The 24,470-nt window shown below is 66.8% G+C and carries 19 protein-coding genes; 4 read left to right on the plus strand and 15 right to left on the minus strand.

Translation table 11 applies throughout. The features are described 5' to 3' along the window. Window positions 1–100: 100 nt before the first annotated feature. The 7 genes from BM417_RS23455 to BM417_RS23485 form a co-directional block, all read right to left on the minus strand. Window positions 101–625 (minus strand): hypothetical protein, encoded by a 525-nt coding sequence (locus BM417_RS23455; RefSeq protein WP_093598263.1) that lies wholly within the window; start codon window positions 623–625, stop codon window positions 101–103. Between the two features lie 106 nt (window positions 626–731). Beyond that, the gene (locus BM417_RS23460; RefSeq protein ID WP_093598265.1) at window positions 732–1,094 is read right to left on the minus strand and encodes a hypothetical protein; all 363 of its coding nucleotides are present in this window, start codon (window positions 1,092–1,094) and stop codon (window positions 732–734) included. A gap of 29 nt (window positions 1,095–1,123) precedes the next feature. Continuing rightward, window positions 1,124–2,458 (minus strand): hypothetical protein, encoded by a 1,335-nt coding sequence (locus BM417_RS23465; protein ID WP_093598268.1) that lies wholly within the window; start codon window positions 2,456–2,458, stop codon window positions 1,124–1,126. 165 nt (window positions 2,459–2,623) lie between these two features. Next, entirely contained in the window at window positions 2,624–3,787 is a 1,164-nt protein-coding gene (locus BM417_RS23470) for an MFS transporter (protein WP_093598271.1), read from the minus strand. 14 nt (window positions 3,788–3,801) lie between these two features. After that, the gene (locus BM417_RS23475) at window positions 3,802–5,448 is read right to left on the minus strand and encodes a galactose oxidase early set domain-containing protein (protein ID WP_143138773.1); all 1,647 of its coding nucleotides are present in this window, start codon (window positions 5,446–5,448) and stop codon (window positions 3,802–3,804) included. A 17-nt stretch (window positions 5,449–5,465) separates the two neighbouring features. Then, on the minus strand, window positions 5,466–7,748 hold the full coding sequence (locus tag BM417_RS23480) for a membrane dipeptidase (protein WP_093598277.1): 2,283 nt from the start codon (window positions 7,746–7,748) through the stop codon (window positions 5,466–5,468). Window positions 7,749–7,776: 28 nt separating this feature from the next. Continuing rightward, window positions 7,777–10,578, minus strand: coding sequence for a helix-turn-helix transcriptional regulator (locus BM417_RS23485; protein ID WP_093598280.1), 2,802 nt, complete (start codon window positions 10,576–10,578; stop codon window positions 7,777–7,779). Between the two features lie 440 nt (window positions 10,579–11,018). Between BM417_RS23485 and BM417_RS47890 the strand changes: the two genes are divergently transcribed. The 3 genes from BM417_RS47890 to BM417_RS23500 all read left to right on the plus strand — a co-directional run bounded on the left by BM417_RS47890 (window position 11,019) and on the right by BM417_RS23500 (window position 13,722). Beyond that, window positions 11,019–11,348, plus strand: a complete 330-nt coding sequence (locus BM417_RS47890) for a hypothetical protein (protein ID WP_177320558.1) — start codon at window positions 11,019–11,021, stop codon at window positions 11,346–11,348. 326 nt (window positions 11,349–11,674) lie between these two features. Then, a complete protein-coding gene (locus tag BM417_RS23495; RefSeq protein ID WP_143138775.1) occupies window positions 11,675–13,039 on the plus strand; it encodes a hypothetical protein in 1,365 nt (454 codons plus the stop codon). A 194-nt stretch (window positions 13,040–13,233) separates the two neighbouring features. Then, entirely contained in the window at window positions 13,234–13,722 is a 489-nt protein-coding gene (locus tag BM417_RS23500; RefSeq protein WP_143138776.1) for an RICIN domain-containing protein, read from the plus strand. A gap of 255 nt (window positions 13,723–13,977) precedes the next feature. Here BM417_RS23500 and BM417_RS23505 read toward each other — a convergent pair whose 3' ends face one another. From BM417_RS23505 to BM417_RS23530, 5 genes are all read right to left on the minus strand, one after another. Beyond that, window positions 13,978–15,159 (minus strand): helix-turn-helix domain-containing protein, encoded by a 1,182-nt coding sequence (locus tag BM417_RS23505; protein WP_177320560.1) that lies wholly within the window; start codon window positions 15,157–15,159, stop codon window positions 13,978–13,980. Continuing rightward, window positions 15,146–15,763, minus strand: a complete 618-nt coding sequence (locus BM417_RS23510; RefSeq protein WP_093598294.1) for a hypothetical protein — start codon at window positions 15,761–15,763, stop codon at window positions 15,146–15,148. Before BM417_RS23510 ends, BM417_RS23505 begins: the two co-directional genes overlap by 14 nt. Before the next feature lie 1,004 nt (window positions 15,764–16,767). Continuing rightward, window positions 16,768–17,217, minus strand: a complete 450-nt coding sequence (locus tag BM417_RS23515) for a site-specific integrase (RefSeq protein ID WP_093598297.1) — start codon at window positions 17,215–17,217, stop codon at window positions 16,768–16,770. A 293-nt stretch (window positions 17,218–17,510) separates the two neighbouring features. Continuing rightward, the gene (locus BM417_RS23520; protein ID WP_093598300.1) at window positions 17,511–18,824 is read right to left on the minus strand and encodes a replication-associated recombination protein A; all 1,314 of its coding nucleotides are present in this window, start codon (window positions 18,822–18,824) and stop codon (window positions 17,511–17,513) included. Between the two features lie 315 nt (window positions 18,825–19,139). Then, window positions 19,140–19,535, minus strand: coding sequence for an MmcQ/YjbR family DNA-binding protein (locus BM417_RS23530; RefSeq protein WP_093598303.1), 396 nt, complete (start codon window positions 19,533–19,535; stop codon window positions 19,140–19,142). 224 nt (window positions 19,536–19,759) lie between these two features. Here BM417_RS23530 and BM417_RS23535 point away from each other — a divergent pair, with 224 nt between their 5' ends. Next, on the plus strand, window positions 19,760–20,587 hold the full coding sequence (locus tag BM417_RS23535; RefSeq protein ID WP_245822124.1) for a helix-turn-helix domain-containing protein: 828 nt from the start codon (window positions 19,760–19,762) through the stop codon (window positions 20,585–20,587). A gap of 13 nt (window positions 20,588–20,600) precedes the next feature. On the opposite strand, the gene BM417_RS23540 is transcribed toward BM417_RS23535, so the two are convergent. From BM417_RS23540 to BM417_RS23550, 3 genes are read right to left on the minus strand one after another with little or no spacing between them, the layout of a single operon-like run. Continuing rightward, window positions 20,601–21,548: an aldo/keto reductase gene (locus BM417_RS23540; RefSeq protein ID WP_281251350.1), complete on the minus strand. Its 948-nt coding sequence runs from the start codon at window positions 21,546–21,548 to the stop codon at window positions 20,601–20,603. Next, a complete protein-coding gene (locus tag BM417_RS23545; protein WP_093598312.1) occupies window positions 21,545–22,567 on the minus strand; it encodes an alcohol dehydrogenase catalytic domain-containing protein in 1,023 nt (340 codons plus the stop codon). The genes BM417_RS23540 and BM417_RS23545 overlap by 4 nt, the downstream gene beginning before the upstream one ends. 58 nt (window positions 22,568–22,625) lie before the next feature. After that, entirely contained in the window at window positions 22,626–24,062 is a 1,437-nt protein-coding gene (locus BM417_RS23550) for a carboxylesterase family protein (RefSeq protein WP_093598315.1), read from the minus strand. Window positions 24,063–24,470 lie beyond the last annotated feature (408 nt).

Here is a 24,470-nt window from a genome sequence, read left to right on the forward strand (position 1 = left end):
AAGGCTTGATAACAGGTGAGCGTCGCAATGTGGCCCGTCGACCGGGGGCTGCATAGTCCATATCTTTTGGTGTGCAGGACGTCCACGGCTATTTGCGTCGCTAGCAGCTGCCCATGGTGGCCTCGTTGGTGCCTGTGTAGACCACTACGTCCGGAACATATCCACCGCTAACGCCGTTCCACAGGTTGCTGGTCATTCCCGACGCAACGTGGGTCACCGCGTCACCTCGCGCAGTGCAAAGAATCTCGATGACCGCGCCCGCCTCGAGGTGGCCGACGACAGGCGAGTCGAGGTACGGCGACTGATAGATGTTGACTGGTATCTGAACCTCGCCGACCGCAGGGGTCACCTGCATGGCTGGTGGCGACGTCGACGTGGAACTGATCGACTGCGGGGTGATGGTTGGAGGAAGGCGATCGGAAGCCTCGGAGTTTCCGGGCACATCGGCGAAGACAAGTCCCAGTGACAGCAGCAACAGCACGCCGCCTACCACGAAGCAGGACACCCTGGCGGCAGGGCCGACTGGTGGCAGGACACTGCCCGAAAAGCGAAATCCGCGGCCCACAAGACCGGCCATGATCAGTAGAACTCCGGCAAACCCGATGATGATTCCGAGCTGGACCATGTCAACGCTCCTCGAGGATCATGCAGGCGAGAAAGGGGATTTGTGATCCTCTGCCCGCATGCGGCGCGGGCAGAGGATCGGCAATGTCGTGGTCAGAGGAGATCTGCTAGTCGGCGGACCAGCGGAACGCCAGCTTCTTGCCCATGATGTGTTCGTCGATGTCCAGGTCGTACATCGGTGTGTGAACGCCGAATACCTTGGCCTTCCAGAGGACGATCTTGCCGCCGACGATGGCGTCCCACTCGACCTCTGAAACACCGATCTGGGGACCTGTGGCCTCGGTGAAGGTCACCACCTGGCCGCTCGCGTTCTTGATCTCGATTCCCTTCCACCAGTTGACGGCTCCGGTGAGGCGGAGTCGAAACTGGGTGATGTCGTCCTCGTCGTAGTCGGTGACCTTGAGGGTCACGGTGTCCTCGCGCAGGCGATTCCCCTTTTCGAGATCGCTCCAATCGATGTGGATCGTCATGTCATTCATCCGTTTCGTATTGTTGGGATCTACTGATCGCGGTGGTGGGCGGTGTGCACGAGCTGGTGAGGCTGGACGTGGACCGCCGCACCGCCGGTCGCTGCGAGGCAGGTCTTTCCGTCAGGCGTCGTGAGCGTCGTGATGTCCAGGTCCGTGAGCGTCACGACCACAGTCGCCTCGTCGAGGACGATCGGGATTTCGGGGATCTTGGTGACCGTCTGCGGGGGCACCTTCGCGAGCTCGCTGTTGACGGTGTTGAGGACCATCGGCGCCAGTGCGTTCGCGATCCCCTCGATCACGTCGTCGAGAGCTGCCGGAACCCCCGCGAAGTCCAGGTCGAACTTGATGGCATCGATGCTGTCCAGCTTCACCACGACCTCGTTGGCCGCGTTGACAGAGGCGGTGACGCGCACGGTGGGCCGGGCTGTCCCGGTGGCCGAGAAGGAGAACAGGTTCTTCGCCCAGAAACCGACATCCAGGTTGAGCAGGGCGGTGCCGCGTAGTTGCCCGTCCTGACCGGGGACCACGTCGAGCGCGACGTTGGAAACGGCGACTTGGTAGTCGGCGTTGAGGGTGACGGAGATGAACAGGACCTTGAACTGCTTTTCCCAGTGCCCCTTGATCTGCTGGGTAGCTGCGGCGTCGCCGACCAGCTTGTTGATCACTGCTGGTCGCACCGCGACGAAGACGGTGCCGTCCGGCCATGCCCCTGCCAACGGCGCGGGCTCGGGTTGAGTGGGCAGCATTGCCGTGGTTGCCAGCAGCCGGCCTCCGCCAGTGACGACGACTGGGGGAGCGACCTGCAGGGATCCCAGGCCCAGCGGCGGGATCTGGATCGGCCGCAGGAAGGTCTCCTCGATCAGCCGGGTCAGTTCGGGCACCAGCCCCCGGTTGACGAGCTCGGCGAGGTCGGGGTTGTCCGGGATGTCGACGATCATGGTCACGATGTCCGGCGTCAGCATGCCGCCCGCCGTGAGGTTCAACTGCAACCCGACGCGCAGCGAAGCGTCGAGCTGTGTCGTGGGTACGCCGGCGCCGTAGTGCACGACGACGACCAGGCTTGGCGCGTGGAGCTCGAACGAAGCCTGTGACGCCGCTTCCGCGGCTGCCAGCATTCCTGCGTCGTCGTGCCCGTTCAGCTCGGCCAGCAGCGACCGGTGCAGGTCGCGAACGAGGGCGGACGGTGCCAGCGAAACCGTTGGGGCGGCAGCGATGTCGTATTCGATTCTGGTCACTCCGAGCGGCGGAACGGAGACTGGGACACTGTCCTTGAGCAGCAGGTCGTGCGTGGCGTCGTAGACCGACCGCACGAACTCGTCGAGAGTCGGTTCGTCGACGCCGAACACTCCGTCGTAGATCGCCATCTGTCCTCCTTCAAGCGCTGTTCCCGTTGGCATCACGGGTCTTCACGATCCGGTGCGGACGGCGATCGACGCTTCGGGGGAACCCCTGGGAACGCTGTTGTGTCGTCGCGCTGCTCTGAACCAGGGAAACTCCGGATGCGAAAGGCGATGAGGAGGCGGCGGAACTCAGCGACGTGGCGTGCGGGTGGTAGCGGGCCCCAGTCCTGGCGCAGCAACGGTGATACCCACGATCACGACCACCACAGCCGCGAAGGCGGCGCGCAGCGACCAGACCGCGGCGATCGTGCCGATTGTCGGCGCGCCCAGCACGAAACCGGCGTAGACACACAAGTTGATGCGGGACACAGCCGCAGCCGGCCGTTCAGGGACGGCGTTCGCCGCGGCGACGAATGCCTGTGGCACCACGACTGAGAGGCCGAATCCGGCCACGGCGAAGCCCGCCAACGCCGCGGCAGGAGTCGTAGCCACCACGACCAGAATTGTGCCCAGCGCGGCGATGAGACTGCCGGCGCGAACGACGAAGGCTGCGCCGCAGCGATCGGTCGCGGTGTCTCCGACACTTCGGCCGAGCAAAGTCCCCGCCATGTATGCGGTGTAGGCAAGCGCCCCGATGTGTTCGGAGGCCATGAGTGCGGAACGGAGGTACGTCGCACTCCAGTTGGAAACGGCCGAGTCAACAAGGAACAGCGATACCGTCACGGCGCCGATGACCGCAAGACGGCGCCACAGGTGCGGCACAGTGGAGTCGGCCGGCGCATCGCCAGGCCCGTTGGTGGCGGACGGGTCGAGCGCCCGGCCTGCCACAGCACATGCTGCCGAGCCGAAGAGGCCGACGAGTAGGAACAGCATCCCTAGTGGTGCGCCCCGCGCAGTCGCGAATGCGGCCAGCAGCGAGCCCAGGATGGAGCCGAGACTGTACGCCGCGTGGAACCTCGACATGAGACCACGACCGGCAATCCGTTGCAGTGCAACACCAAATGTATTCATCGTGGTGTCGACCGCGCCGAGCGCGAAACCGAGCACGACGAGAACCGCGAGGAGCGCGGCAAGAACACCTACGGTGCCGATGCCGACCAACGCGGCGCAGGTGACGAGCGTGGCCAGCCGCAGCACCGGCACGGTACCGACCCGGTGCACTAGTCGGCCCGCGGTCAGACTGCCCACCCCGGCGACAAATGGCACGACGGCGAGGACGAATCCAAGGGCGAGGTCGCTGAGGTGGAAGCGATCCCGCAACACGGGCACCTGACTCAGCAATGTGGCGAAGCACCACCCCTGCGTCCCGAAGATGACGAGCAGGGCGTACCGGGAGCGGGCGATGTTCGCCATCGGATAGGCGAGCGTCAGCCGATGAGCAGGAACTGGCCAACTGAGGGAACTCCTGCGCCGTCGAGAGCGAAGAGCAGGTAGTACCCGGGAATCGCCAACGTCGGGGTCGGCGGGGTCGTGACGGTCAGGCTCTGGGCGGTCCGGCTGGTGGGGTCGATGACCAGCTCGATCAGTCGCTGGTCGGACGTGTACCCGTGGGTCACTGATGAGCACCGCAGCACCGTCACCCGCTGGATCCGGTGCGCGTCAGGCGAAGTAAGCGTGATTGGGTCCCCGTATCCAGCAGAGTCCGTTGGCAGCGCCCCCACCTCGGGCCTCTGCGCGGGGTGCGGCTTGCCATTTGCATCGACACCGTCGAACAGATGGGGCGGTGAGTAGATCTCCATGCGCAACTCGCGGGCGTCCTGGCCATGATGGCCGTGATCCGTCCGGCTGCCGCCGTCATTGCGTTGGCTGTCGTGGTTGGACCCGACGACCAGGACTGCTCCGCTAGGCAGCACGAGCGCACAGGTGTGGTACATCCGAGGGATCGGCGGATAGTCGGTGGGTGCGGAGCCTTCGACCCACGTGTCCTGTTCCCACAGGTAGCGCTCCGGGATGAAGTTGGCGTCCTCGTCGTAGCCGCCTACCTCGCTCCACGGCCAGTACCAGCGCGGCACTTTCTCGGACCGGCCGCCGCCGATGAGCAGCGTGGAGCCGTCGGCCAGCAGGAGACCGGTGGTATAGGCCCGCATCGGGTAGGGGCGGCGTTGCCCGGCCCTGCGCCATCTGGGCATGAGGGTCTCGAGGTCGAACCGGCGTGCTGTGCGGCCGCCGGCTATCAGGACGTGTTGCTCGTATTTCGGAGGTATGAGGGGAAGCAGCACCGAGGTGAAGTTCGAGCGCGAGTACACGTGGCTCATCAGTGGGACCAACATCCCGCACGGGGGTGGCCCGACAGTGGTGAGCATGTTGTTGCTGACGTCCAGAATACGGGTACGCCGCCTGCCGCCGACCTCCTGCAACGCGGTCGACGAGAAGATCCGGCCGTCGGCGAGCCCGTGCAGGCGGGTGTAGTAGATCATCGGTCGTTGCATGGTGAAGAGCCAGAACTGACCGGTGTCCTCGAGCTTGGGCACGGTTGCGCGAGGTGGCTTCCACCGGAGCGCGGTGGGGTCGTAGATCTCGGTCTCCAGCACCTCGTGGCTAAGTTGACTCGTTCCTCCATGACCGCTCATACAGAGGACCCGTCCATCGGACAGTGTGATCAGGGTGGGATACCACCGGGGGTTCGCCATGCGGGCGGCCTGCGTCCATTGTTCGGTGCGCCACTCGAAGATGAAGCAGTCAGCGATACCGGTGAAGTGATGGGGGCCGTGAGGGTTCTGCGGGGCGCGGTCGTACTTGTCGGTGCCACCCGCCACCAGTACATTCCCATCGGGCAGCAGGCAGTGCCCAGCACAGAATGGGTCTGGACCCGGAAAGGGAATCACCCTCATCGTCTGCGGGGCCGCGGGATCCCACAGGACGCTGTGGAACGGCTTCGGAGCGTTCTGGTCGTGCTGGGATCCTCCGATGCCGAGCACCTTGCCGGACGGCAGCAAGGACACGTGGATCATCAGGATGTCGGCGAGCAGCGGATGGCCGTGAGTATCCTGCACGATCTCCCACTTGTCGGGCATGGCGGGCTCCTCACCGATCAGGGTGCCTGCTCGAGGCACCGCTCCCACACCTGGATGTACTTCTCGGCACTGCTGTACAGCGCGTCCACTTCGGTCGGAGGCGCGCCGATGTTGCGCAGGTCCTGCAGGAAGTCCGGCAGCAGGCCGTAGTGGGCCATGCCGTCGACGTTGATGTCGAAGTCACGGCGCCCCGCAACGGACCGGGCGATTGCGCCATCGTCGGTGTAGAGACCGGATCCGGTCGCCCCGAACCGGCGGAGCTGCCACTGCGGAACGACGGATGTGCCTTGTTCGCCGGTCATCGCGGTCCAATGACGCCAGACCGGTGCCAGCAACGGGGTCAGGCGGCGAGTCGGTGCCGGGTCATCTGGACGAGGCGGTTCACCATGCCTGGCAAGGAATGCGGCGAGCTGGATCGCCCGGGAACCGCGGTACCACGGCCACGGTTGCCGGATCCGGCGGAACCTGATCGGCAGCGGGAGCTGTTCGCGGGCCGTGGCACGGAGGCCGTAGCTCAGGTTGATCACTCGGTTCTGTGCGGTGGGAAACCGGCTCCACCACGGCGGCTGGTCCGCTGACTCCGGGGTCACCCCGGCCTGCCAGATCGCGAGCGCCGCCCAGAACTCCTGCTCGATCGGCGTCAGCGGAGGGCCGTCGCCGGGAGCGAACCGCGGCGCCCGGTAGTCGAGCAGCGGTGTCGCGTAGCGCACGCCGTCCTTCTGCACCAACACCTCGTCGCGCCGCAACGGCCGTCGCAACGTCCTGCGCACGATCTGGTCGACCCGGTTGCGGAGGCCCGCGGCGCCGTTCGGGCCGAACCGGGGACCCGGCAACTGGCCCACCCCGTTCACATCAGTGCCGATGGCGATCCGTCCCCGCATGGCGTCGTGGACGTAGTGCAGTGCCTGGGCGAACGAGCGTGACGAGCCGGCGCAGTCGTTGGTGACGGCCGCTCCGGCGGCGGTGCGCACGTCCCGCTGGTAGCAGAAGATCGACACCATGCCGCCGAGGCGGAGAATCCGCTGGAGCTGTTCCGGGGAGCGGTTGTTCTCGGTGGAGAGCATGCGGGTGTTCGCGGTGCCGAACTGTGCGGCGTTGCCGGTCCGGGAGAACGTGGCTGCGGGATCCGGCAGCGACGGACGCCATCCGTGGCGCAGCTCCCTGGGGCTGCTGTGCCCGGACACCACGGGGTACTGCTGTGCCTCGCACAGGTCCAGCACCTCGTTCAGGGTTTTGTGCGACATGTGGTCGCCGTCGAGCATCATGCCGCGGCGCATCAGCTCTTTCACGAGGGTGCGGCCGTGTTCGGTGAGGCCGCCCGCGTTGATGTGTCCGCCCGGCGTCTGCGCCCAGTTGGTCGGGCGTGGCGGGCCTGCGCGGTGCCACAGGGCGCGCCACCCGTGATAGGCGAAGCGTTCCGCGAGCCCGCCGCCGTCGAACGTGTCTTCGTCCAGGCGGTAGGCGATGCCGAGGTCCTGCGGTGCGGACTCGACGACGAAGCTGTCGCCGGTCAGCAGGTAGTTGGCTGCGTCGTAGGTGCGGGCGAAGATCGCCGGCGCACCGAAGGCGTTGTTGGTGGCGTGCACGGCGAAGACGTGTCGCACACCCTTCGAGTACAGGTTGTGCACCAGCGCCGCGACCAGTTCCTCGGGTTTCACCCCCTGTGCGGCAGCCTGTCGTTCCAGGGCCTCCGGTGTCGGCCAGTTGCCCAGAGTGTCCATCTCGACCCCCCGCACTACGGCCAGCCGGCCCGCGGCCACGATGCGCCGGGCGTGCGCCGGGTCGTCGGCGATCTCCAACCAGCCGCGGCCGCCGCATTGATCGTCGACATACCGCACCATCTCCCGGATGCCGGTGAGCTGTCGGTCGATCGCGGACATGTCGTCGGTCGCTGTCCGCTTGGTGAACGGAAGCCGGAACCGCCGTGCCACCAGTTCGTTGTTGACGGCGAGGCAGACCACCAGTCGCAGTCCGCCGTCAACGGCCCGTTTGATCCAGTCGACGTAGGCCTGCTGATGCGCTTGCGTCCGGTGCGTTGGCCAGCCGTCGAATTGTGGGAAACCGCCTACCCGGTGCCCCACTCCGTCCAAGCTGGGGAGCAGGCCCCACGGCCCGTGCGCCGCCGTGCAGTGCGGCAACGCGGAGGCGAGGCCCGCCGAGCTGGGCGGCACGGGTGGCCCGAAGACACCACGACCACCGAAACCCAGGTCTGCCCGGAAGTGCACGTGCGTGTCGGCAAGCCCGAACAGGCCGGTATCAATGCTGTTCTCGTCTCCCGTGAAGGAGTTCGGAGTCGACATTCGGCCTCCTCGTGCGAGCTCGTCGCGTCTACCGTGTCCGTGATCTGGAGGCGGGCGCTTCAGGGATTTCCCTGGGTTCCGGTGTCCGGCCGCTCTCGGCGTGGAAGCGGAGCGCCAGTTCGGTGCGCGAGCGGATGCCCAGCTTGCGATAGACGTTGCCGAGGTGGAACTCGACGGTCTTCGGACTGAGGAACAGCGCTGACGCGGCCTCGCGGTTGGTGGCTCCGCCGGCAACGGCCTTGGCGACCTGATATTCCTGGGGTGTCAGCGTCTCCAGCGGACCGAGAGCCACCGGTTCACGGATGGTCTCCCCGGTCGCCGTCAGTTCGCGGCCGGTGCGGTCCGCCCACACCGTTGCCCCGAGATGCGCGAAGACGTCCAGCGCGAGACGTAGCTGGACCCGCGCGTCGACCCGCCGCCCGGCACGGCGCAAACGCTCACCATAGGCCAGGTGAGTGCGGCCGGCTTCGAAGGGAATCGCAGCGGCGGCGTGCTCCTTGATGGCGTTCTCGAAGCATCCGTCGATCTCGGTGTCGGGGACCATCAGGCCGCGCAGCCGCCAGGCAACGGCACTGTCGATCGCCAGGTTCGGGCCGTTGAGGTGTTCGGCGAGAACGGTGTGCATGCGCTCGGTGAGCGGACGGCCGCTGCGGAGGTACGCCTCGATCAGGTCGCGATTGCCCTCGATCACCGTGTCCGGCGCGGTGTCGTGACGGTGTTCGACACCGTGCCGGAGCTGCGCCACGGCCTCGTCGTGGCGACCCAGGCTCAGTTCGAGGAGGGCGAGAGCCTCATTTGCGTCGCGGGGGAGATCGGCGTCGGCGTGGCACAGCTCGAGTGCGGCGTTTCCGTGTTCACGGCAGGCCTCGACGTCGCCACGAACCGCCTCGATGAACGACAGCAGGCTGAGTCCCAGATAACGCCAGAGCAGGTCGCCGGTCGCCGCCGAGAGCTCGGCCGCTTCGGTCGCGGCGGCTCGTGCGGCACTCATGTGTCCACTTCGGACTTCGGCGGACCCGAGCGCGTACAAGGCGAACGGCAGCATGCCCAGGGCGCCGTTGGCGCGCAGCTCGTCGACGACGGGCTCGGCCATGCTTCTGCTGATGTCGTGTTGCCCGATCCACGCCATGGCGGAGGAGGCGAGCAGGACGTACTCGACCGGCGGCCGGCCAGGACCGGTCTGACGGGCCAGCTCCGAGCAACCCTCGAGCAGCAGCACACCGTCACGGTGAAGACCGAGGTGCATCAGGGTGATGGCCTTGACCAAGCGGGTCACCAGCATGACCGAGGCCGACGGGTCGAGGGTGAGTCCGGCTGCTTCGTCGGCGGCGGCGATGGCCGCGTGCGAGTCGCCGGCGAGCAGCGCGGCCATCGCCGAGTCGGTGAGCAGTTCCGCCCGGCGCTCCGGCTCCTGGTCGCTCAGCGACTGTGCGGCCTCGCGCAGGATCCGATGAGCGAGCGCGGGGTGACCGCTGAACGCTTCAACCCGGCTGCGTCCGGCGGCAACGGCGAGGCGCATCTGCGTGTCGTGCGCCAGTGCGTCCGCCGCGATGAGCATTTCCCGTGCCCGTGCACCAAGACCGGCCAGTTGGGCGTCGGCTGCCGCCAGGTACATGCGCCGGCCGCGCGAAGCATCGTCCTCGCTGAGCGACGCTGCGCGTTCCAGGGCGGTGACCGCGGCGGCGTACCCGCTTCTGGCCCTGGCGGCGTCCGCGACTTCCTCGAGCATGGCGGCCACCCGTTCGTTGGTGCCGATGGTCGCTTCCGCGAGGTGCATCGCGCGTTCATCGGCCTGTCCGGACTCCGTGAGCACCGCGGCCAGGACCCGGTGGGCAGCACGACGCTCGGCAGGCCTGGCCGCCGACAACGCCGCCGTGGCGACGAGGGGGTGGCTGAACCGGCCGACGCCGTCGACGAAGGTGACCAGGTGCTGCTCTTCGAGCTCTGCGAAGGCACTCTCCGGGATCTGCATGATCTCGGCTGCCTCGTGCACGGACCGCAGACGCGCCGACGAGCTCGCGGCGAGCAGCAACAACGCCGTTCGAGCCGCCGTGCCGAGCATGGCCACCTGACGTGCGAACAGCGCGCCGGCGGACATCTCGGCAGGTATCGGGTCGGGCACCGCCTGCCGGCCGGACAGCTGCGCATTCGTCAGGTGTTCGACCGCTTCCACGATGGCCATCGGATTTCCTCCGGTGCCTGAGACCAGCCGGCGCACCAGATTGCGCGGTGGCTGCACTCCACTGCGCTCAACCACCAGGTCGGCTGCGGAATGCTCGTCGAGGCGCACCAGGTTGAGTGACGGAAGCGCCGTGGCCGTGCCACCAGCGGACTGTGGCGATCGACTCGCCGCCAGAACGGCGATGCCTTCGGCGACAAGCCTTCGACAGGTGAAGGCAAGTGCCTCGGCGGAGGGCGTGTCGAGCACATGTGCGTCGTCGACGATCAACAGCAATGGCGAGTCCTCCGCCAGCACGCTGAGCAGGCTCAACGTCGCCACGTACACCGAAAAGCGATCAGAGGACTGGGCAGGGCCGAGAGCGACCGCCCCTCGCAGCGCGCTGGCCTGGGTCGCGGGAAGGCCGTCGATCACCTGCCGGTGCGGCAGGACCAGCTGCGCCAGGCCTGCAAAGGCCAGGTCCTGTTCGGGCTCCCAGCCGCGGATGGTGCAGATCCGCATGCCGTCCGCGGCTCCTGTGGCGTACTCGAGGAGGGAGGTCTTGCCCATCCCCGCTTCACCGCGGAGAACGAGGGTGCCACTAACGTTTCGGCGGGCATCTCGCAACAGCTCGTCGATCCGGTGTGTCTCGGTTTGCCGCCCGAATAGCACAAAATAAGACGATACCGGCTGCAGTGCCGGCAGCGCTTCCGAAATACCGCTGCTGAGGCCCCGTCAGTGTATCCATATCACCTGGAAAACTTCGCTCCCGTCAATCATTGCTGATGGCAACTAATCGTTGGCCCTGCAGATGCAGGGAGATGCGGCGGCACTCCAGGGGTTTCCCTGACGCGGGGAGTCGGTTGGGGCGGATGCCATGGATGTGATGACCGGGAACCGCCCGTTCGTGATGTCGGAGGTGGAGCATGGGAACGGCCACACTGAACGTCTGGGTCACCGAAGTCGGTGACCCATGCAAGATCGACTTGAAGCACCAGTGGTACGTACACGTCCTCACCTGCGACGGTGAGCTCCTGACCTGGTGCGGGAACGGCGGGGAACCAGCGCCATACACGAACATCCGGACCAGATGCGGCCACGTCGAGGTGCCGGTGCCGCCCGGCCAGTACCTGGTGATGGCGACCTGGTCGCCCGGCGTCGGCGACGCCCACCAGCTGGGCAATCACCTGACCCACCTGCAGGTTGTCAGAGTCGGTTGTGGCGATCGCGCCTGCGTGACCTTGTTCCCGCCGACCGCGCACTTCTGCGGAACGTGGTTCCAGATCGCCCTGCGCACCCTGGCGCGCCTTGGCGACTTGGAGCGCGATGTCGCCGAGCGCGCCCATCAGGCGATCGGTGAGGTGTTGCGACGACTGCCGCAACCTCCTGATCGGCTGACCGCGGCGACCATCCAGCTCGTGCGGGAGAACGCGGAGGACTGACGTTCACAGATCTTGGTTTGGCTCAGAGGTGTGGTAGCCGCGTGCACTCGAGGTATTCGACTATCCACCCGGAGTGATATCGATATGGTTCCCATCAAATTCGACAATGCGTGGAATCTCTGGCTCTCAAATGTGCTGAAACAGATCATCACGAAACCGCGATATGTTCGTGGGTGTCAGGATGGCTCTGCGTCTGATCATCATGTAGGGAGGCTGTCGACCAACACGCCACCTCCTGCCGGGCGGAGTTTCGTCGCCGATCTGGCACGCGCCCATAACAGAAGCGGATGACAGCTGCGGGCGTCGTGCACCGAAATGGAGGTGTGATGGCAAGCCACCTCATCCGCCGCGCTCGCCTGTTGGGCCTCGTCTCTCTCGGACCTTTGATGGTCCTGATGGCCTGTGCCGACAAGCAAGCCTGCCCGCTGCGGCCTTCGGCGCCAGAGGTTGCGGCAGTGCAGACTCCGCGGTCGGAGCAAACGAACGTCAACTTGGAGCTCAGCGCCCGGTACATGCGAGCTCTGTTCCGCGAGCGCTTGGAGAGCTCCAGCGAAGATCCGGCTGGATCGACCGGCGCACGCGCTACAACCGTTGATCTGACGCAGGAAGGGGTCGGCGCGTCGGCCAAAAACCTCGTCAGGGTCGGCCTCGTGCCTTGGGTCAAATCGGCCTCGTCCCCGCCCGGCGGAACCGACAGCGGGCGCGTTGACCTACCGCGGTCGTTCCATCTCCTCCTGGAGATCAAACACCATCTCGTCACAGCGGCGACGCAGCCGGACGCAGCCACCCGGAGACGGTGGCTCGACGGAGCGGAGGAGGGAGTCGCCCTCACCTTCACTTTCGTTGCTCTCCGGGACGTGACGTTCGGTCGAGATGTCGTCTGCCCGTCGTCCGAACCTCCGGATCCCATCGCCGAGAAGATTCTGCACGGTGTTTTCGACGGCCTGCGAGACCAGAAACCCACCGTCATCCCCACCGCCCTCGTGACCGAGCTCGCAGGATCGCTGACCGGTGGGAGCGCCAAGGTGATCGGCGCGAACCTGGCCAGCGACGGCGATCTAAAGCTCGGCTTCACCCTCGACGCCGGAACGCCAGCCACTTTCGCGCCGGAGACGCTGCTCGTGCACCACCCCGCTGACGACTGGGGATTCGAGCTGGACAGCACGCTGGCCGCTGGTCTGGTCACCGCTCAGGCAAAGGCTTCGGTCGCCGCCAACGACTTCCAAGCCATCGTCGACTCGGTGAAGGTGGAGTTCTCCCGGCAAGGCATCGCGGTAGCCGTGGACGCGACTCACAAGCAGAGCCGGCCATGTCCGGACATACATTTCAAGGCACGCAGCCTGACGGTGTTGTCGGTGCTCAAAGATCCGGCAGGCAAGTCGGTCTTGACCGCGAAGTCCGGCACGCCGGCTGTGACTGACGACGCCGGCTTGGTGTCGAAGTTTTGCTACTTCTTCGGCACCGTCATCTTCGGCAAGGCCACGCTGGTGATCGGGCCTGCGGCGCCGACAGCACCATGCCCTGGAGTCTTAGGACCATCCTTGTCGTTCGGGTTTGGGACTGACACCTTCTACGGAACATCGGTCGACACCGACGAGACCTTCTACATCTCCGGCCGCAGCTCGCATCTGGATGAACTGCTCGCTGGCTCGACACGGCCTGCCGAGCGCCCGCCCGTCCCCAATTGCTGAGCAAACGTGGAACCGCGGGCACCTCGGCCACGCTCATCGCGCGCTAAAACTCTACAAAGGACGCACGAGGCACCTCGGGTAATCGTCGTCGAAGGAACTAGGGATTTCCCCGACGCGATGGCTTGCTCTGCGAGCGCAGGGTGATTGCGAAACGACGATGTCGTCGTCGTGACGTGATCAACGACGGAGGGATCATGAGGGGTTGGCAACGATTGCTCGTTGCGGTGTTGGCTGCGCTGGGAGTCGTCGGAGGTGCGACTACAGCGCAGGCGTCAACCGCGCCCGGCTACTACCTGTTGATGAACCGGCAGACCGCAGAATGCCTCGACGTCTGGGGCGCCGCCACGAACCACGCCGCGACCGTGGGCGTGTGGCGGTGCGTCGGTGCAGACAACCAGCAGTGGAAGCCGGTCTACGTCGGCGAGGGCTACTACGAGATGCGCGTGCTGCACACCGACATGTGCCTCGACGTTGCCTACGCCAGCCAAACGGCGGGGGCACAGGTGGTGCAGGGAACCTGCTGGGGCGGCGAGAACCAGCAGTGGCGACCGGTGCATGTCGTCGACGGCTACTACCAGTTCGTGGCACGACACAGCGGTAAGTGCCTCGACAAGAGTGGGTCGGGGCACGCTGTGCAGTGGAACTGCCACGACGGCTGGTGGCAGCAATGGAGGTTCCTGTAGGAGTGGATACGGCCGTTCTCCGTTCGCAGGAGGACGGCCTTTCTATCTGAGGTTGCTTCGTCTTGAGAGGTCGGCATGGTAGATCGGCAATCACGTATGTCCGCAGTGAACGTCTACGTAGGCCGTGTCGGATCCGATGCAGTCGCGGATGTGTCCCTTGTGGCCCACGCGTTGAGCTCCCCAGGCCGCAAGTGGCTGGCCTCGGAGATCGGTGAGTAGTGCGGGAGTCGACCACCACGGCAAGCGGGAGTCTTGCTATGGCACGAGCCGAAGTGTCGGCCGATCTGATCGCAGCCCTAGTAGCTCCTGAACACGGTCGACGGGCCATGCGAGTTCCGAGGCGAGCCCGACAAGACTTGCTCCATGCTGGGTGGCCAGTTCGAAGGCTTGTTTTAGTAGCACCGGTTTCTCGCCGGGGTAGCGACCGATGGGCTCGTCTGCGAACAAGTCCTGAGCCCGCAGCTGGTTGAGGCGTTGGTAGGCGCGGCTCGCTGTTGGTGCTGAAAACAAGCCTAGTTCGCGGCAGCGGTAGAGCAGTGATTTCACTGACACGCCCCACGTGGTCTGCAGTCGCGCCAACGTGGTGAAGTCGACCCGTGAGGGGAGTTCTGGGCCGATACTCGCTCGGGGAGTGAGGAACTCGGCGGCGAAGGCGTCAGCTTCTCGCTCGTGTTGCTGGTCGCCGGGTGCGGTGTCGCCGTGCAAGACCAGGTGGCCGAGCTCGTGTGCTGTGCTGAACCGGTACCAATAGACGTCGTCGGCACGATCTGGGGTCAAAACGATCTGTGGCCGCGGCAGCCGGGACGTCGAAAACGCCGCGATTCGAGCTGCCTCGGCCCGTTCGAACGGCAGCATTGCCACGACGATGCCGCGGGACTCTAGCAGCCGCACCAAGTGAGCGATCGGGCCTTGCCCGAGTCCCCAGTACTCGCGTAGTTCCTGGGCTGCGCGGGCAGGATCTGCAGCGGTCTCGTTGCTCGAGGTCACTTCACCGCCGGCGAAGCCGGGCACGTCGATTACGGGAAGTTGAACCCATCGCTCCAACGCGTGCGTCAGCTCCCACACCTGAGCAGCGAAGGCGACTGCCTTGTCCCGCTGGAACAGTCGCGTTGACCGCAAGCTCCGGAAGTGGGTACCCGAAGCGTCCAGCTGTGCCTTCGGGCGCCCGGCCGCGAAGAAGGCCAACGGCACATCCAGTACCTCGGCCAGCCGCAGCAGGACATCAGGACGAGGTCGCGCTACTCCCGCTTCGTACTGACCGACCGCGGCCGGCGTCACCCGCAGTTCGTCAGCAACGTCCTTTTTGGTCCAGCCTTTGAGCTGACGTGCTTGGGTCAGCCGGGCAGGATCGAACGCGACCGCCACGTCGGCCGGTGTCGGTGCCGATGTCTTGCTCGGTTGCAGGAGAAGCAGTTGCGGCTGATCAGTCTTCTTCATTGTCCTGGGTGCGAGGCTCGTCGGGGTGACGCTCAGTCTGCGGTGGGACACCAAGTGTCTTGTCACCGGGGTGCCGCAGTCCGATCGTCAGTCCAGGTTCTGTGCCCGCGTCAAAGCGGGGTGTAGCCGCGCTCTGCCCTGTCGAGGTCGACTTGCCGCTGCGGTTGGCGGCACCGGCCAGCCCGGCTGCCGTCAGCGGCAGTGGCGTGTGTGGGCCCCAGAGCAGCTCGCCGTCGCCAACGTGTTCGGCTCGGCCCCACTCGATGTTCATCACGCCCGCTTCGAGGTTGCAGGCGTACGCGATCACAATCAGTTCCGTGTCGTCGCCGAGTTGCGGGAACGCCTCGTAGTCGTCTGGTAGGTCGAAGTCGGCCCATGATTCGTCCAAGTACGGGTGGGGCCGCTCGACCTGAGGTGCATGCGCGCCGAACAAGCGTTGCCGCTGCTGGGACACCGGCTGGGGAAGGTGGGCTCGCTCCACCGGCACACCGGACCGGTCTGCGTACCTCAGCGGGAACAGCACCTTCTTCGCCACGACCGGCAGCTCATAACCCCCGAACTTCGCCACCTTCACGTCGTCGCCAATCGACACGGCGGCGGACACCAACTCCTCGTGCTGGCACTCCCACAGTGTGGTGCCGTAGACGCGAAGCTTCTTTGAGCGTGCGGCATCGTGGGCCGCACGAGCTCTCGTGTGTGCGACGGCAAGAGCTGCGGGGATCCGTTCGCTGAGCAGGCTGACATGCTCGCCGAAGGCCTCGGCTGCCCAACCGGACCGTCGTCCTGATCCCATGCCGCCACTCCCGTCACTCGTGCTCGACCGCTTCAGTGGGCGTCGTGCTCGACCGCAACGTACTTTAGTTGATCGCAGAAGATTTTCACAAGCATGTGCCTGCCCTGCGTGTCGTCTGTGTTCGGCTTGACCGCGATCTGTTGCCTGCTCCGCGCGGTTGCCGGAGCTGATGATCGATGATTGAGGCCAAGTTGATTGGGGCTGTGGCTGGACCTTGTGGGGCAGGAGGTGTCGCCACGTATGTATCTCCTGTGCCCCATACGCTTGCGCTCTCCGGCGAGTCTCACACTGTGCAAAGTGGAGCAAATCTGGAGCGACACCTATCGCGGAACGTCACGCAACGGCGCACAACGGCGCTGAACGGCAGTTAACGGCACTGGCTGACCATGGGATTCTCTGTTCGTGCAGGTCAGAGACCTTGCTATACCTACCTGGCAGTGTGAGGGTCAGGGGTTCGAGTCCCCTCAGCTCCACTTGTAGGTAGAACCCGTCTGATCTGGCGAATTCGCTGGTCAGGCGGGTTTCTTGCTGTTCTGGCTTGATCTTCGGTGATCGTTTGTTGGTCATGTTGCGGTGAGCCTGTGGAGCAGTTCTGGAGCAGGATTCTCCAGCTCGATCGTCGTGCCGACCGCTGGCCTGGCTGATCATCGCGCCCCTCCCACCAGCGGGATGAGGGGCAGTGGATTGGTTATGCGGCAACGGGTCCGGAGACGTGGCGTTCGGCAGGTGGTGGCCGAGGCGTCGGGCTTGGGCGATCTCTGGCGCTCCGCCGGCAATCAGCCAGGTCTTGTGGCTGTGCCGCAGTCCGTGGAAGGTCAGTCCGGGTCGGATCGGCACGGTACGGACGCCTGAGAGCGGTCGTCCTTCGTTGCCGTTGACCGCGGGTTTGAGCACGCGGCGGATGAAAGTGCTGCGCCACAACCATGTTCCGCCTTCGGCGGTGAACACGAACTCGTTGTCGTGCTGTTCAAGGTGCTGCGCAGCATGGTGATGAGGAACGGTGGCAGGGTGATCGTGCGGGCCGATGACGCGGTCTTGGGTGCGTCGAGCCAGCGCGTGTGCGCACTCTCGTGCAGAGACCCGGTGCGGGCGTCGATGATCAGGACACCACGGTCGAGGTCGACGTTGTCGCGTCGTAGTCCGGTGAGTTCGCGCCATCGGCATCCGGTCCAGCCGGCGGTGATGATCAGCAGGCCGGCGGTGTCGCCGCCGAGCGCGGCGGCCCGTTCGGCGATGCGGATGACCTCGGTGGGTGTTGCCCACACGCGTTCGCATTCGATGCGGTGGCTGCGTCGCCCACGGCGTCGATGTCGGCGGATGGGGTTGTGGGGATGAGGCCTTCGTCGACGGCGTCGGTGAGGATCATCGACAGAACTTTTGATGCGGGCAGGGTGGTAGCGCCGCCGTAGATCTCGAGGTCGCCGTTGGCACTCATGGCGCGGGTTGCAGGACGGCTTCGGCACCGTGCAGTACCAAGCGGGCGCCGGTGAGTCGAGGCGGTCGGCGACCAGGTGTCGGCGGGCCTGATTCGACCCACGTCGGTTGGCATTCGGCCCGGTCATCCGCGTTGTCGGCGGGCACGCGAGGCAGACCAGTGGCGCAGGTGCTCGGCGATCTGGGCTTCGTAGCCGTTTTGGGTGGGCTGGTAGTACGTCTCGCGGTCCATGCCGCCGGGGAAGTAGTCGGCACCGGAGAAGCCGTCGGCGGTATCGGGGTCGTACTGGTAGTCCTTGCCGTAGCCGAGGTCCTTCATCAGCCGGGTCGGGGCGTTGAGGATGTGGGCGGGCGGCATGAGCGAGCCGGTACGTCGGGCGGCCTGATGTGCCGCGCTGAAGCCGCGGTAGACGGCGATGGACTTCGGGGCGGTGGCGAGGTAGACGACTGCCTGGGCGATCGCCAGCTCGCCCTCGGGGGAGCCGAGTCGCTCGTACACGTCCCAGGCGGCGAGCGCCTGCTGAACCGCGTGCGGGTCGGCCGTGCCGATGTCCTCGTTTGCGAAGCGGACCAGTCGGCGGGCCACGTACAGCGGGTCCTCGCCGCCGTCGAGCATGCGGGCGAGCCAGTACAGAGCCGCGTCCGGGTCGGAGCCGCGCATCGACTTGTGCAGCGCGGAGATCAGGTTGTAGTGGCTCTCCTGCGCCTTGTCGTAGAGCGGGGCGCGCTGCTGGATGTGGCGGGCGAGCGCAGTGGTGTCCATGGCTGGCTCGCTGGCCGGGATGGCCTGGAGCTGTTCGGCCATGTTGAGGAGGTAGCGGCCGTCGCCGTCGGCCATGGCGATCAGGGCGCGCCGGGCGTCGCCGTCCAGGGGCAGCCGGTGGCCGGTGAGCTGCTCGGCGCGGTTGAGCAGCGTGGACAGCGCGGCTTCGTCGAGGCGTTTGAGCACGAGGACCTGGGTGCGGGAGAGGAGGGCGCCGTTGAGTTCGAAGCTCGGGTTCTCCGTGGTGGCGCCGATCAGGGCGATCGTGCCGTCCTCGACGTAGGGAAGGAAGCTGTCCTGCTGGGCGCGGTTGAAGCGGTGGATCTCGTCGACGAACAACAGGGTGCCCTGGCCGACACGGCGCCGGTTTTGTGCGGCGGCGAAGACCTTCCGCAGCTCGGCCACACCGGAGAAGGTGGCCGACACCGATTCGAAGGCCAGGTTGCTGCCGTCCGCGAGGAGCCGGGCGATGGTCGTTTTCCCGACGCCGGGCGGCCCCCACAGGATGGCGGAGCCGAGGCGCTGCTGGGCGACCATGCGGCCCAGCGGGGCATCCGGGGCCAGCAGGTGGTCCTGCCCGACGACATCTTCCAGCTGCCTGGGACGCAGGCGGTCGGCGAGTGGCCGGGCGGGCTCCTCGTCGAAGAGCGGCAGGGTCGGTTCGATCGGTTCCATCGGACTCTCGGGTGGGAGGCGGGATGTGTGCAGGGCGTGGTGAGCGTTGCACGGGACACCGACAATTGAGAGTTCAGCCGCCGGCGGGCAAGCTCGCGGCGCTCATCGAGTATTTGGGCGGTCGCGTCGCGGCAGCCGCTCGACGACCAGGTCGTAGGAGTCCGCGACCGCGTCGGTGATCAGTCGCGTGGTGATGCCGGCGCCTGGCCCCAGTGAGATCCAATGCCGTTTGGGTGAAGGGACGTCCGTGGCTGACGCAGGGGAGGGCGAGGGCCGCCTGGCGGGCGGTGTCCTGGAGCCGGTCACCGGCCGCGCTCACCGGGCCGCCCGAGTTGCGCTGCCGTAGGTGTGCGGGTCGACGGGCTGTTCTGCCTTGGGCAGGTGAGCGACGACGAGCCGGTAGGAGTCGGTGACGAGCTCCCTGACGAACTCCTCGGTGACGCCTTCTCCGCCCTCCAGTGTGATCCAGTGCTTCTTGTTCATGTGGTAGCCGGGGGTGATGTGGCTGTTGTGTTCCAGTAGGGCAAGGGCCTCGCCGGGGTCTGCCTTGAGGATCACGACGGGACGCCCCGGGATCTCGGTCATCAGCATGAACACCTTGCCTCGTACCTTGAAGACTTCCCAGTCAGGGCCGAAGGGATGCTCCAGCCGGGCTCCGGGAAGTTCCTCGGCGCAGTCAGCGGCGGTCTTCTGCAGGATCGATCCGTTCACGGGGCGTTGCCTCCTCGGGTGGTGACGGGCTGTGGCATCGGAGGTGCGCCGCGCGGTCGTGGCGGCACAGCCCATCCTTTCCCTGAAACATGCAGAAACGGGCAGTAAGCTGCGGACACGTGATGGTCCACAAGCGACACTCCCGCACGCGCGGTCAGGCTGGACCGGCCGCGGTTCGGCTGTACGGGTTCCAGCCCCCGGTCGGCACTCCGTACGGGTTTGAGGTGACTACCGTCGAGGACTTCTTCGCCCAGCACGACGACTGGCCGTGGAACCCGCCCGTTCCGGGTCGCGCGACCTTTCACTACCTCATCCTGGTCACCGAGGGTGAGCTGCTGCACGATGTCGACTACGTCACGCATACGGTCGCCCCCGGTCAGTGGCTGTGGGTGCGTCCCGGGCACGCGCAGTGCTGGCATCCGCCCGGCGCCGCCCGCGGGCCGTTCATCCTGTTCGAGCCGGACGTGCTGATGCCCGGCACCGCTCACCTCCTGGCCCCGCTCACCGCGCACGAGGCCCCTGCCGTGCTGAGCCCGCACCCCGATGACGCCGCCTGGCTCCAGCAGACGGCACTCCAGCTGCTGGACGAACACCGGGCGCTCGGGCGCCGCCCTCTCGATGTCCACCACGCCCTGCGCCGCAGCCTGCTCGAATCGTTGCTGCTGCGCCTCGCCAACGCCCCCGGCGTCGCCCCCGCCGACACGACGGCCGGCAGGGCCCGACGTGACACTTACGGACGGTTCGTGGACGCCCTGGAGCTGCACTTCCGCGAACTGCACCGGGCCGCCGACTACGCCGCACTGCTCGGCTGCTCGGTCCGCACCCTCAGCCGCGCCGCCCAGGACGCCACCGGCAACGGGGTGCGTGAGCTGATCAACGAGCGGCGGCTGCTCGAAGCCCGGCGCCTGCTGGGAGGCGCCCGGTGGGATGCCCGGACTGTGGCCGCTCACCTCGGCTTCACCGATCCCGCGAACTTCGGCCGCTTCTTCCGCGACCGCACCGGTCTCACCCCGGCAGCCTTCGCGGCCCGCGAAGCCACGACCCAACCGTGAGCGAGGAGTGGGTTCAGACCCAGGTGGGGGCGTGCTCCTCGGCGTAGCGGGCGCCGAATCCCCCGGTCGGGAGGATCTCGTGGATCGCGGCGAGGTCGGCCTCAGTGAGGGTGACATCGGCGGCGTGGACGTTCTCCTCCACGCGGGCGGCGCTGCGGGTGATCGGGATCGGGACGATGTGCTCGCCCTGGGCGAGCAGCCAGGCCAGGGCCAGCTGGGAGACGGTGATGCCCTTGGCCGCCGCCAGCAGGCCGAGCCGGTCCACGGCTTCGAGGTTCTTCTCGAAGTTGCCGGGCAGCCAGCGCGGGTTGGTGTTGCGCATGTCGGTGGCGTCGTACTGCGCCGCGGGCTTCGCGGTACCGGTGATGAAGCCGCGGCCGAGGGGCGAGTAGGGGACGAAGCCGATGCCGAGCTCGTGGAGGACGGGGAAGAGCTGCTCGACATCGCGCTCGAAGAGTGAGTACTCGGTCTGCAGGACCGAGACCGGCTGGACGGCGTGCGCGCGACGGATGGTCTGCGGGCCGGCCTCACTGAGGCCGAAGTACTTGACCTTGCCCGCGTCGATCAGTTCCTTGACGGTGCCCGCGACGTCCTCGATCGGCACGTCTGGGTCGACGCGGTGCTGGTAGAGGACGTCGATCTGGTCGACCCCCAGGTAGCGCAGGCTGTTGTCGGTGACTGTGCGGATGTTGTCCGGGCGGCTGTCGAGGCCCAGGCCCTGCTCGGTCTGTGCGAAGCCGAACTTGGTGGCCAGCACGACCTCGTCGCGGAAGTCGCTCACGGCATTGCCGAGCAGAACCTCGTTGTTGCCCGTGCCCCAGCCGTAGAGCTCGGCGGTGTCGAAGAAGGTGACGCCCAGCTCGTGGGCGTGGCGGATGGCGGCGATGCCCGCCTCCTCGTCACCGGGGCCATAGCCCATGGTCAGGCCCATCGAGCCGTAGCCGATCGCCGAGACGGTCAGTCGGTGAGGACGACGACGTGCTTGCCCGGCGTGGTGTCGGACTCGAGGTCGGCCTGGGCGTCACGGACCTGCTCGAGGCCGTGGTAGACCTTCGCGACCGGGACTGTGAGGCGCCCTGCGGAGATGGCCTGGAGCTGGTGGGCGAAGACGTCGGCCGGGAGGTCGGCGGCCTGCCCGCCATAGGAGGTCAGCCGCACCCCGTTGGGGATCATGAACGGGGTGAAGTCGGGGATCGTCCACTGGCCCGCCAGGGCTCCGGTGAAGCAGACGGTGCCGTGCCGGCGGACGGTGCGGAGGGTGTCGGCGAGGACCGAGCAGCCCACCAGCTCCAGTGCGGCGTCGACACCGTCCGGCGTCAGCTCGCGCACCTGGTCGGCGATGGTGCCGTTGTCGACCAGGGGATGGTCAACACCCGCGGCCCGCAGTTCCCCGGTTCTCTCCGGGCTGCGGGTGGTGGACAGCACGGTGGCTCCGAGGTCCTTGGCGATCGTGGCCGCGCTCAGGCCGACCGTGGAGGTGCCGCCGCGGATCAGCAGCGTCTGCCCCGCCTGCAGTCCGAGGCCGGTGGCGAGGGAGCCGTACGCGGTCTGGAACATCTCCGGCAGCGCACCGACGAGATCCCACGGCAGACTGGTCTCGAACGGAATGACTTGCGCCGCGGGGACGGTCACGTACTGGGCGTACGCGCCGTCGTAGGAGCGGCCCATGCCGCCCATCATCGTGGCCACCTGCTGTCCCGGCCGCAGCCCACTGTCCTCGTCGGCCTCATCGACCACGCCGACGCCCTCGATGCCGGGCACGCGCGGGTAGGTGACTTCCGCATCCGACTCGCCCTTGCGGGTGGTGACCTCGGACTCGTTGACGCCGAACGCCTTCACCTTGATCCGCACCCAGCCGGGCTTGCGCACAGGCACCGGCACGTCCTTGATCTCCAGTGCGTCGAGGCCGCCGGGCCGGGTGACGACGACGGCCCGCATCGTCACCGGTGCGACATCGCCGGTGGCCGTCGGTTGGCTCATGCCGGGCTCCTTGCTCTGTTTCGTTTCCCTGCGGCGTTCTTGACATCCCTGGTGACCGTCAGGGGCGGTCGATCTCCTCCCACAGGTCGAGGGCCGCCTGGTAGTGGGCGTCGGCCTCGAAGGGCGGGGTGCCAACGCTTTCCGAGGTGGGCCGGTCCGTGACCGCGGGCCACAGACGGGTCTGCTCGCCGGTGACGAAGTCGAGCACGATGTCGCGGACACGCGTGTCGCGCTCGGCCTGTTCGGGGCTGCGGCCCGGCTGTTCCTGGCCGACCAGGGCGTACATCTCGGTGCCGTGTACGGCGGGTGCTCCCTCGGCGGGCCCGATCATCAGGAGATGGGCGTTGCCGCCCGCGGCGGCGTGGGCCAGGGCACCACGGGCCGCGGGGAGCGCGAAGAGGTAGTCCGCCATGACTGCGGCGCGGACCTCGGCCGGAGTGCGGCCGTCCTGGTCGTAGGTGTCGACGATTTTCTTCGCGCGTGAGCGGGGAATGCGCCACCCCGCGACCTCGTCGGTGACACGATCGAGCGTGTGCGGGTCGAACCGGTCCAGGTCGTTCGCCACCCACCAGCCCATGTCGTCGCTGGCCATGCTCAGCAGCACGTCGACATCGCGGTGCGCGCCCGAGGCGAGGACGTCCATGGGGTGGGCGTGCACCACCGCGCCGGGCTGTCCGGTGTCCAGGACGACACCGGTGGCCTGGTTGTCCACCCCGCCGCGGACTCCGAGGTCCGTCGGGCAGACCTTGCGCAGGGCGGCCATCAGGGAGGTCGCGTCGAGGTCGATCAGCTTGTCGGGGTTGTCCGCGACGCCGAGCTCGGTGACGAACCGGTGCGCGAGCTCCTCGGCCCACCAGGCCGGGACGATACGAGCGGGCCCGCCGGAGAACCCGGCCAGCCGCCGGTACAGACCGTTGGCGGAGGAGGCGCCGAGCAGCCCGAGGGTGGCATAGGCGCCGCCGCTGTGGCCGTAGACCGTGACGTTGCCGGGGTCGCCGCCGAAGGAGGCGATGTTCTGCTTGACCCAGGTGAGCGCGGCGATGATGTCCTGCAGGAAGAGGTTGCTGGCCTCGGCGAGCCGCCCGCCGTACTGCGAGAGCGAGACCGCGCCCAGAGCACCGAGCCGGTAGTTGACCGACACGCCCACGACGCGTCCTGTCGCGGCGAGACCGGCGGCGTTCGAGGTGATCTGCGTGTTCGCGCCGTACTCGAATCCGCCGCCGTGCACGTACACGGCCACCGGCAGGGCCTTCCCGGCCGGCTGTTCGGGAGCCCACACGTTCAGGTTCAGGCAGTCCTCGCCCATCCCGCTGTCCGCTTCGAGCCAGTCGCCGCTGTCGGGCTGGACAGAGACGACGCCCTTGCGGTCATAGGGGCGGTCCGGATCGAAGCCCGCGACCACGGGGCGGCGGTATCGCTCGGCGGTGGCGAACGGGATTCCCCACCAGGACCGCACCCCTGGTGTGGTCGGGGCCGTGGGTGCGGTGGCGGTCATGACGTGTCCTTCCGGCGCGGTTCAGGTGTTCGCGCAGCGTGTTGGCGGCTGGTTGCTCACGGTGACGCTCTCCCATCATTTCCTGGGATTCGACAAATCGCTCTGCAAGCACCGGTCACATGGTGGTCATCAGGTGACACTTTCTGCTCTCCTCTTATCTGCCCGAGCTTGGTGGGCGGTTTGGCAGTGTGAGGATCAGGGTTCGAGTCCCCTCAGCTCCACTTGTAGGTAGAACCCCTCTGATCTTGCGGTTGACGCAGGTCAGAGGGGTTCTTTGTGTTTGATGGCTGATCACCAGCGATCATTGCCGATGCTCGCGATTTGCTCGACGTGGAGGAGATCGGGAGGACGGTCCTCCAGGAAGATCACCCTGGACGTCGTCCGCTGCCGCCGCCGACCAGATTCGTT

Origin of the sequence: Lentzea waywayandensis (genome assembly GCF_900115955.1) — a bacterium.
GTDB lineage: Bacteria > Actinomycetota > Actinomycetes > Mycobacteriales > Pseudonocardiaceae > Lentzea > Lentzea waywayandensis.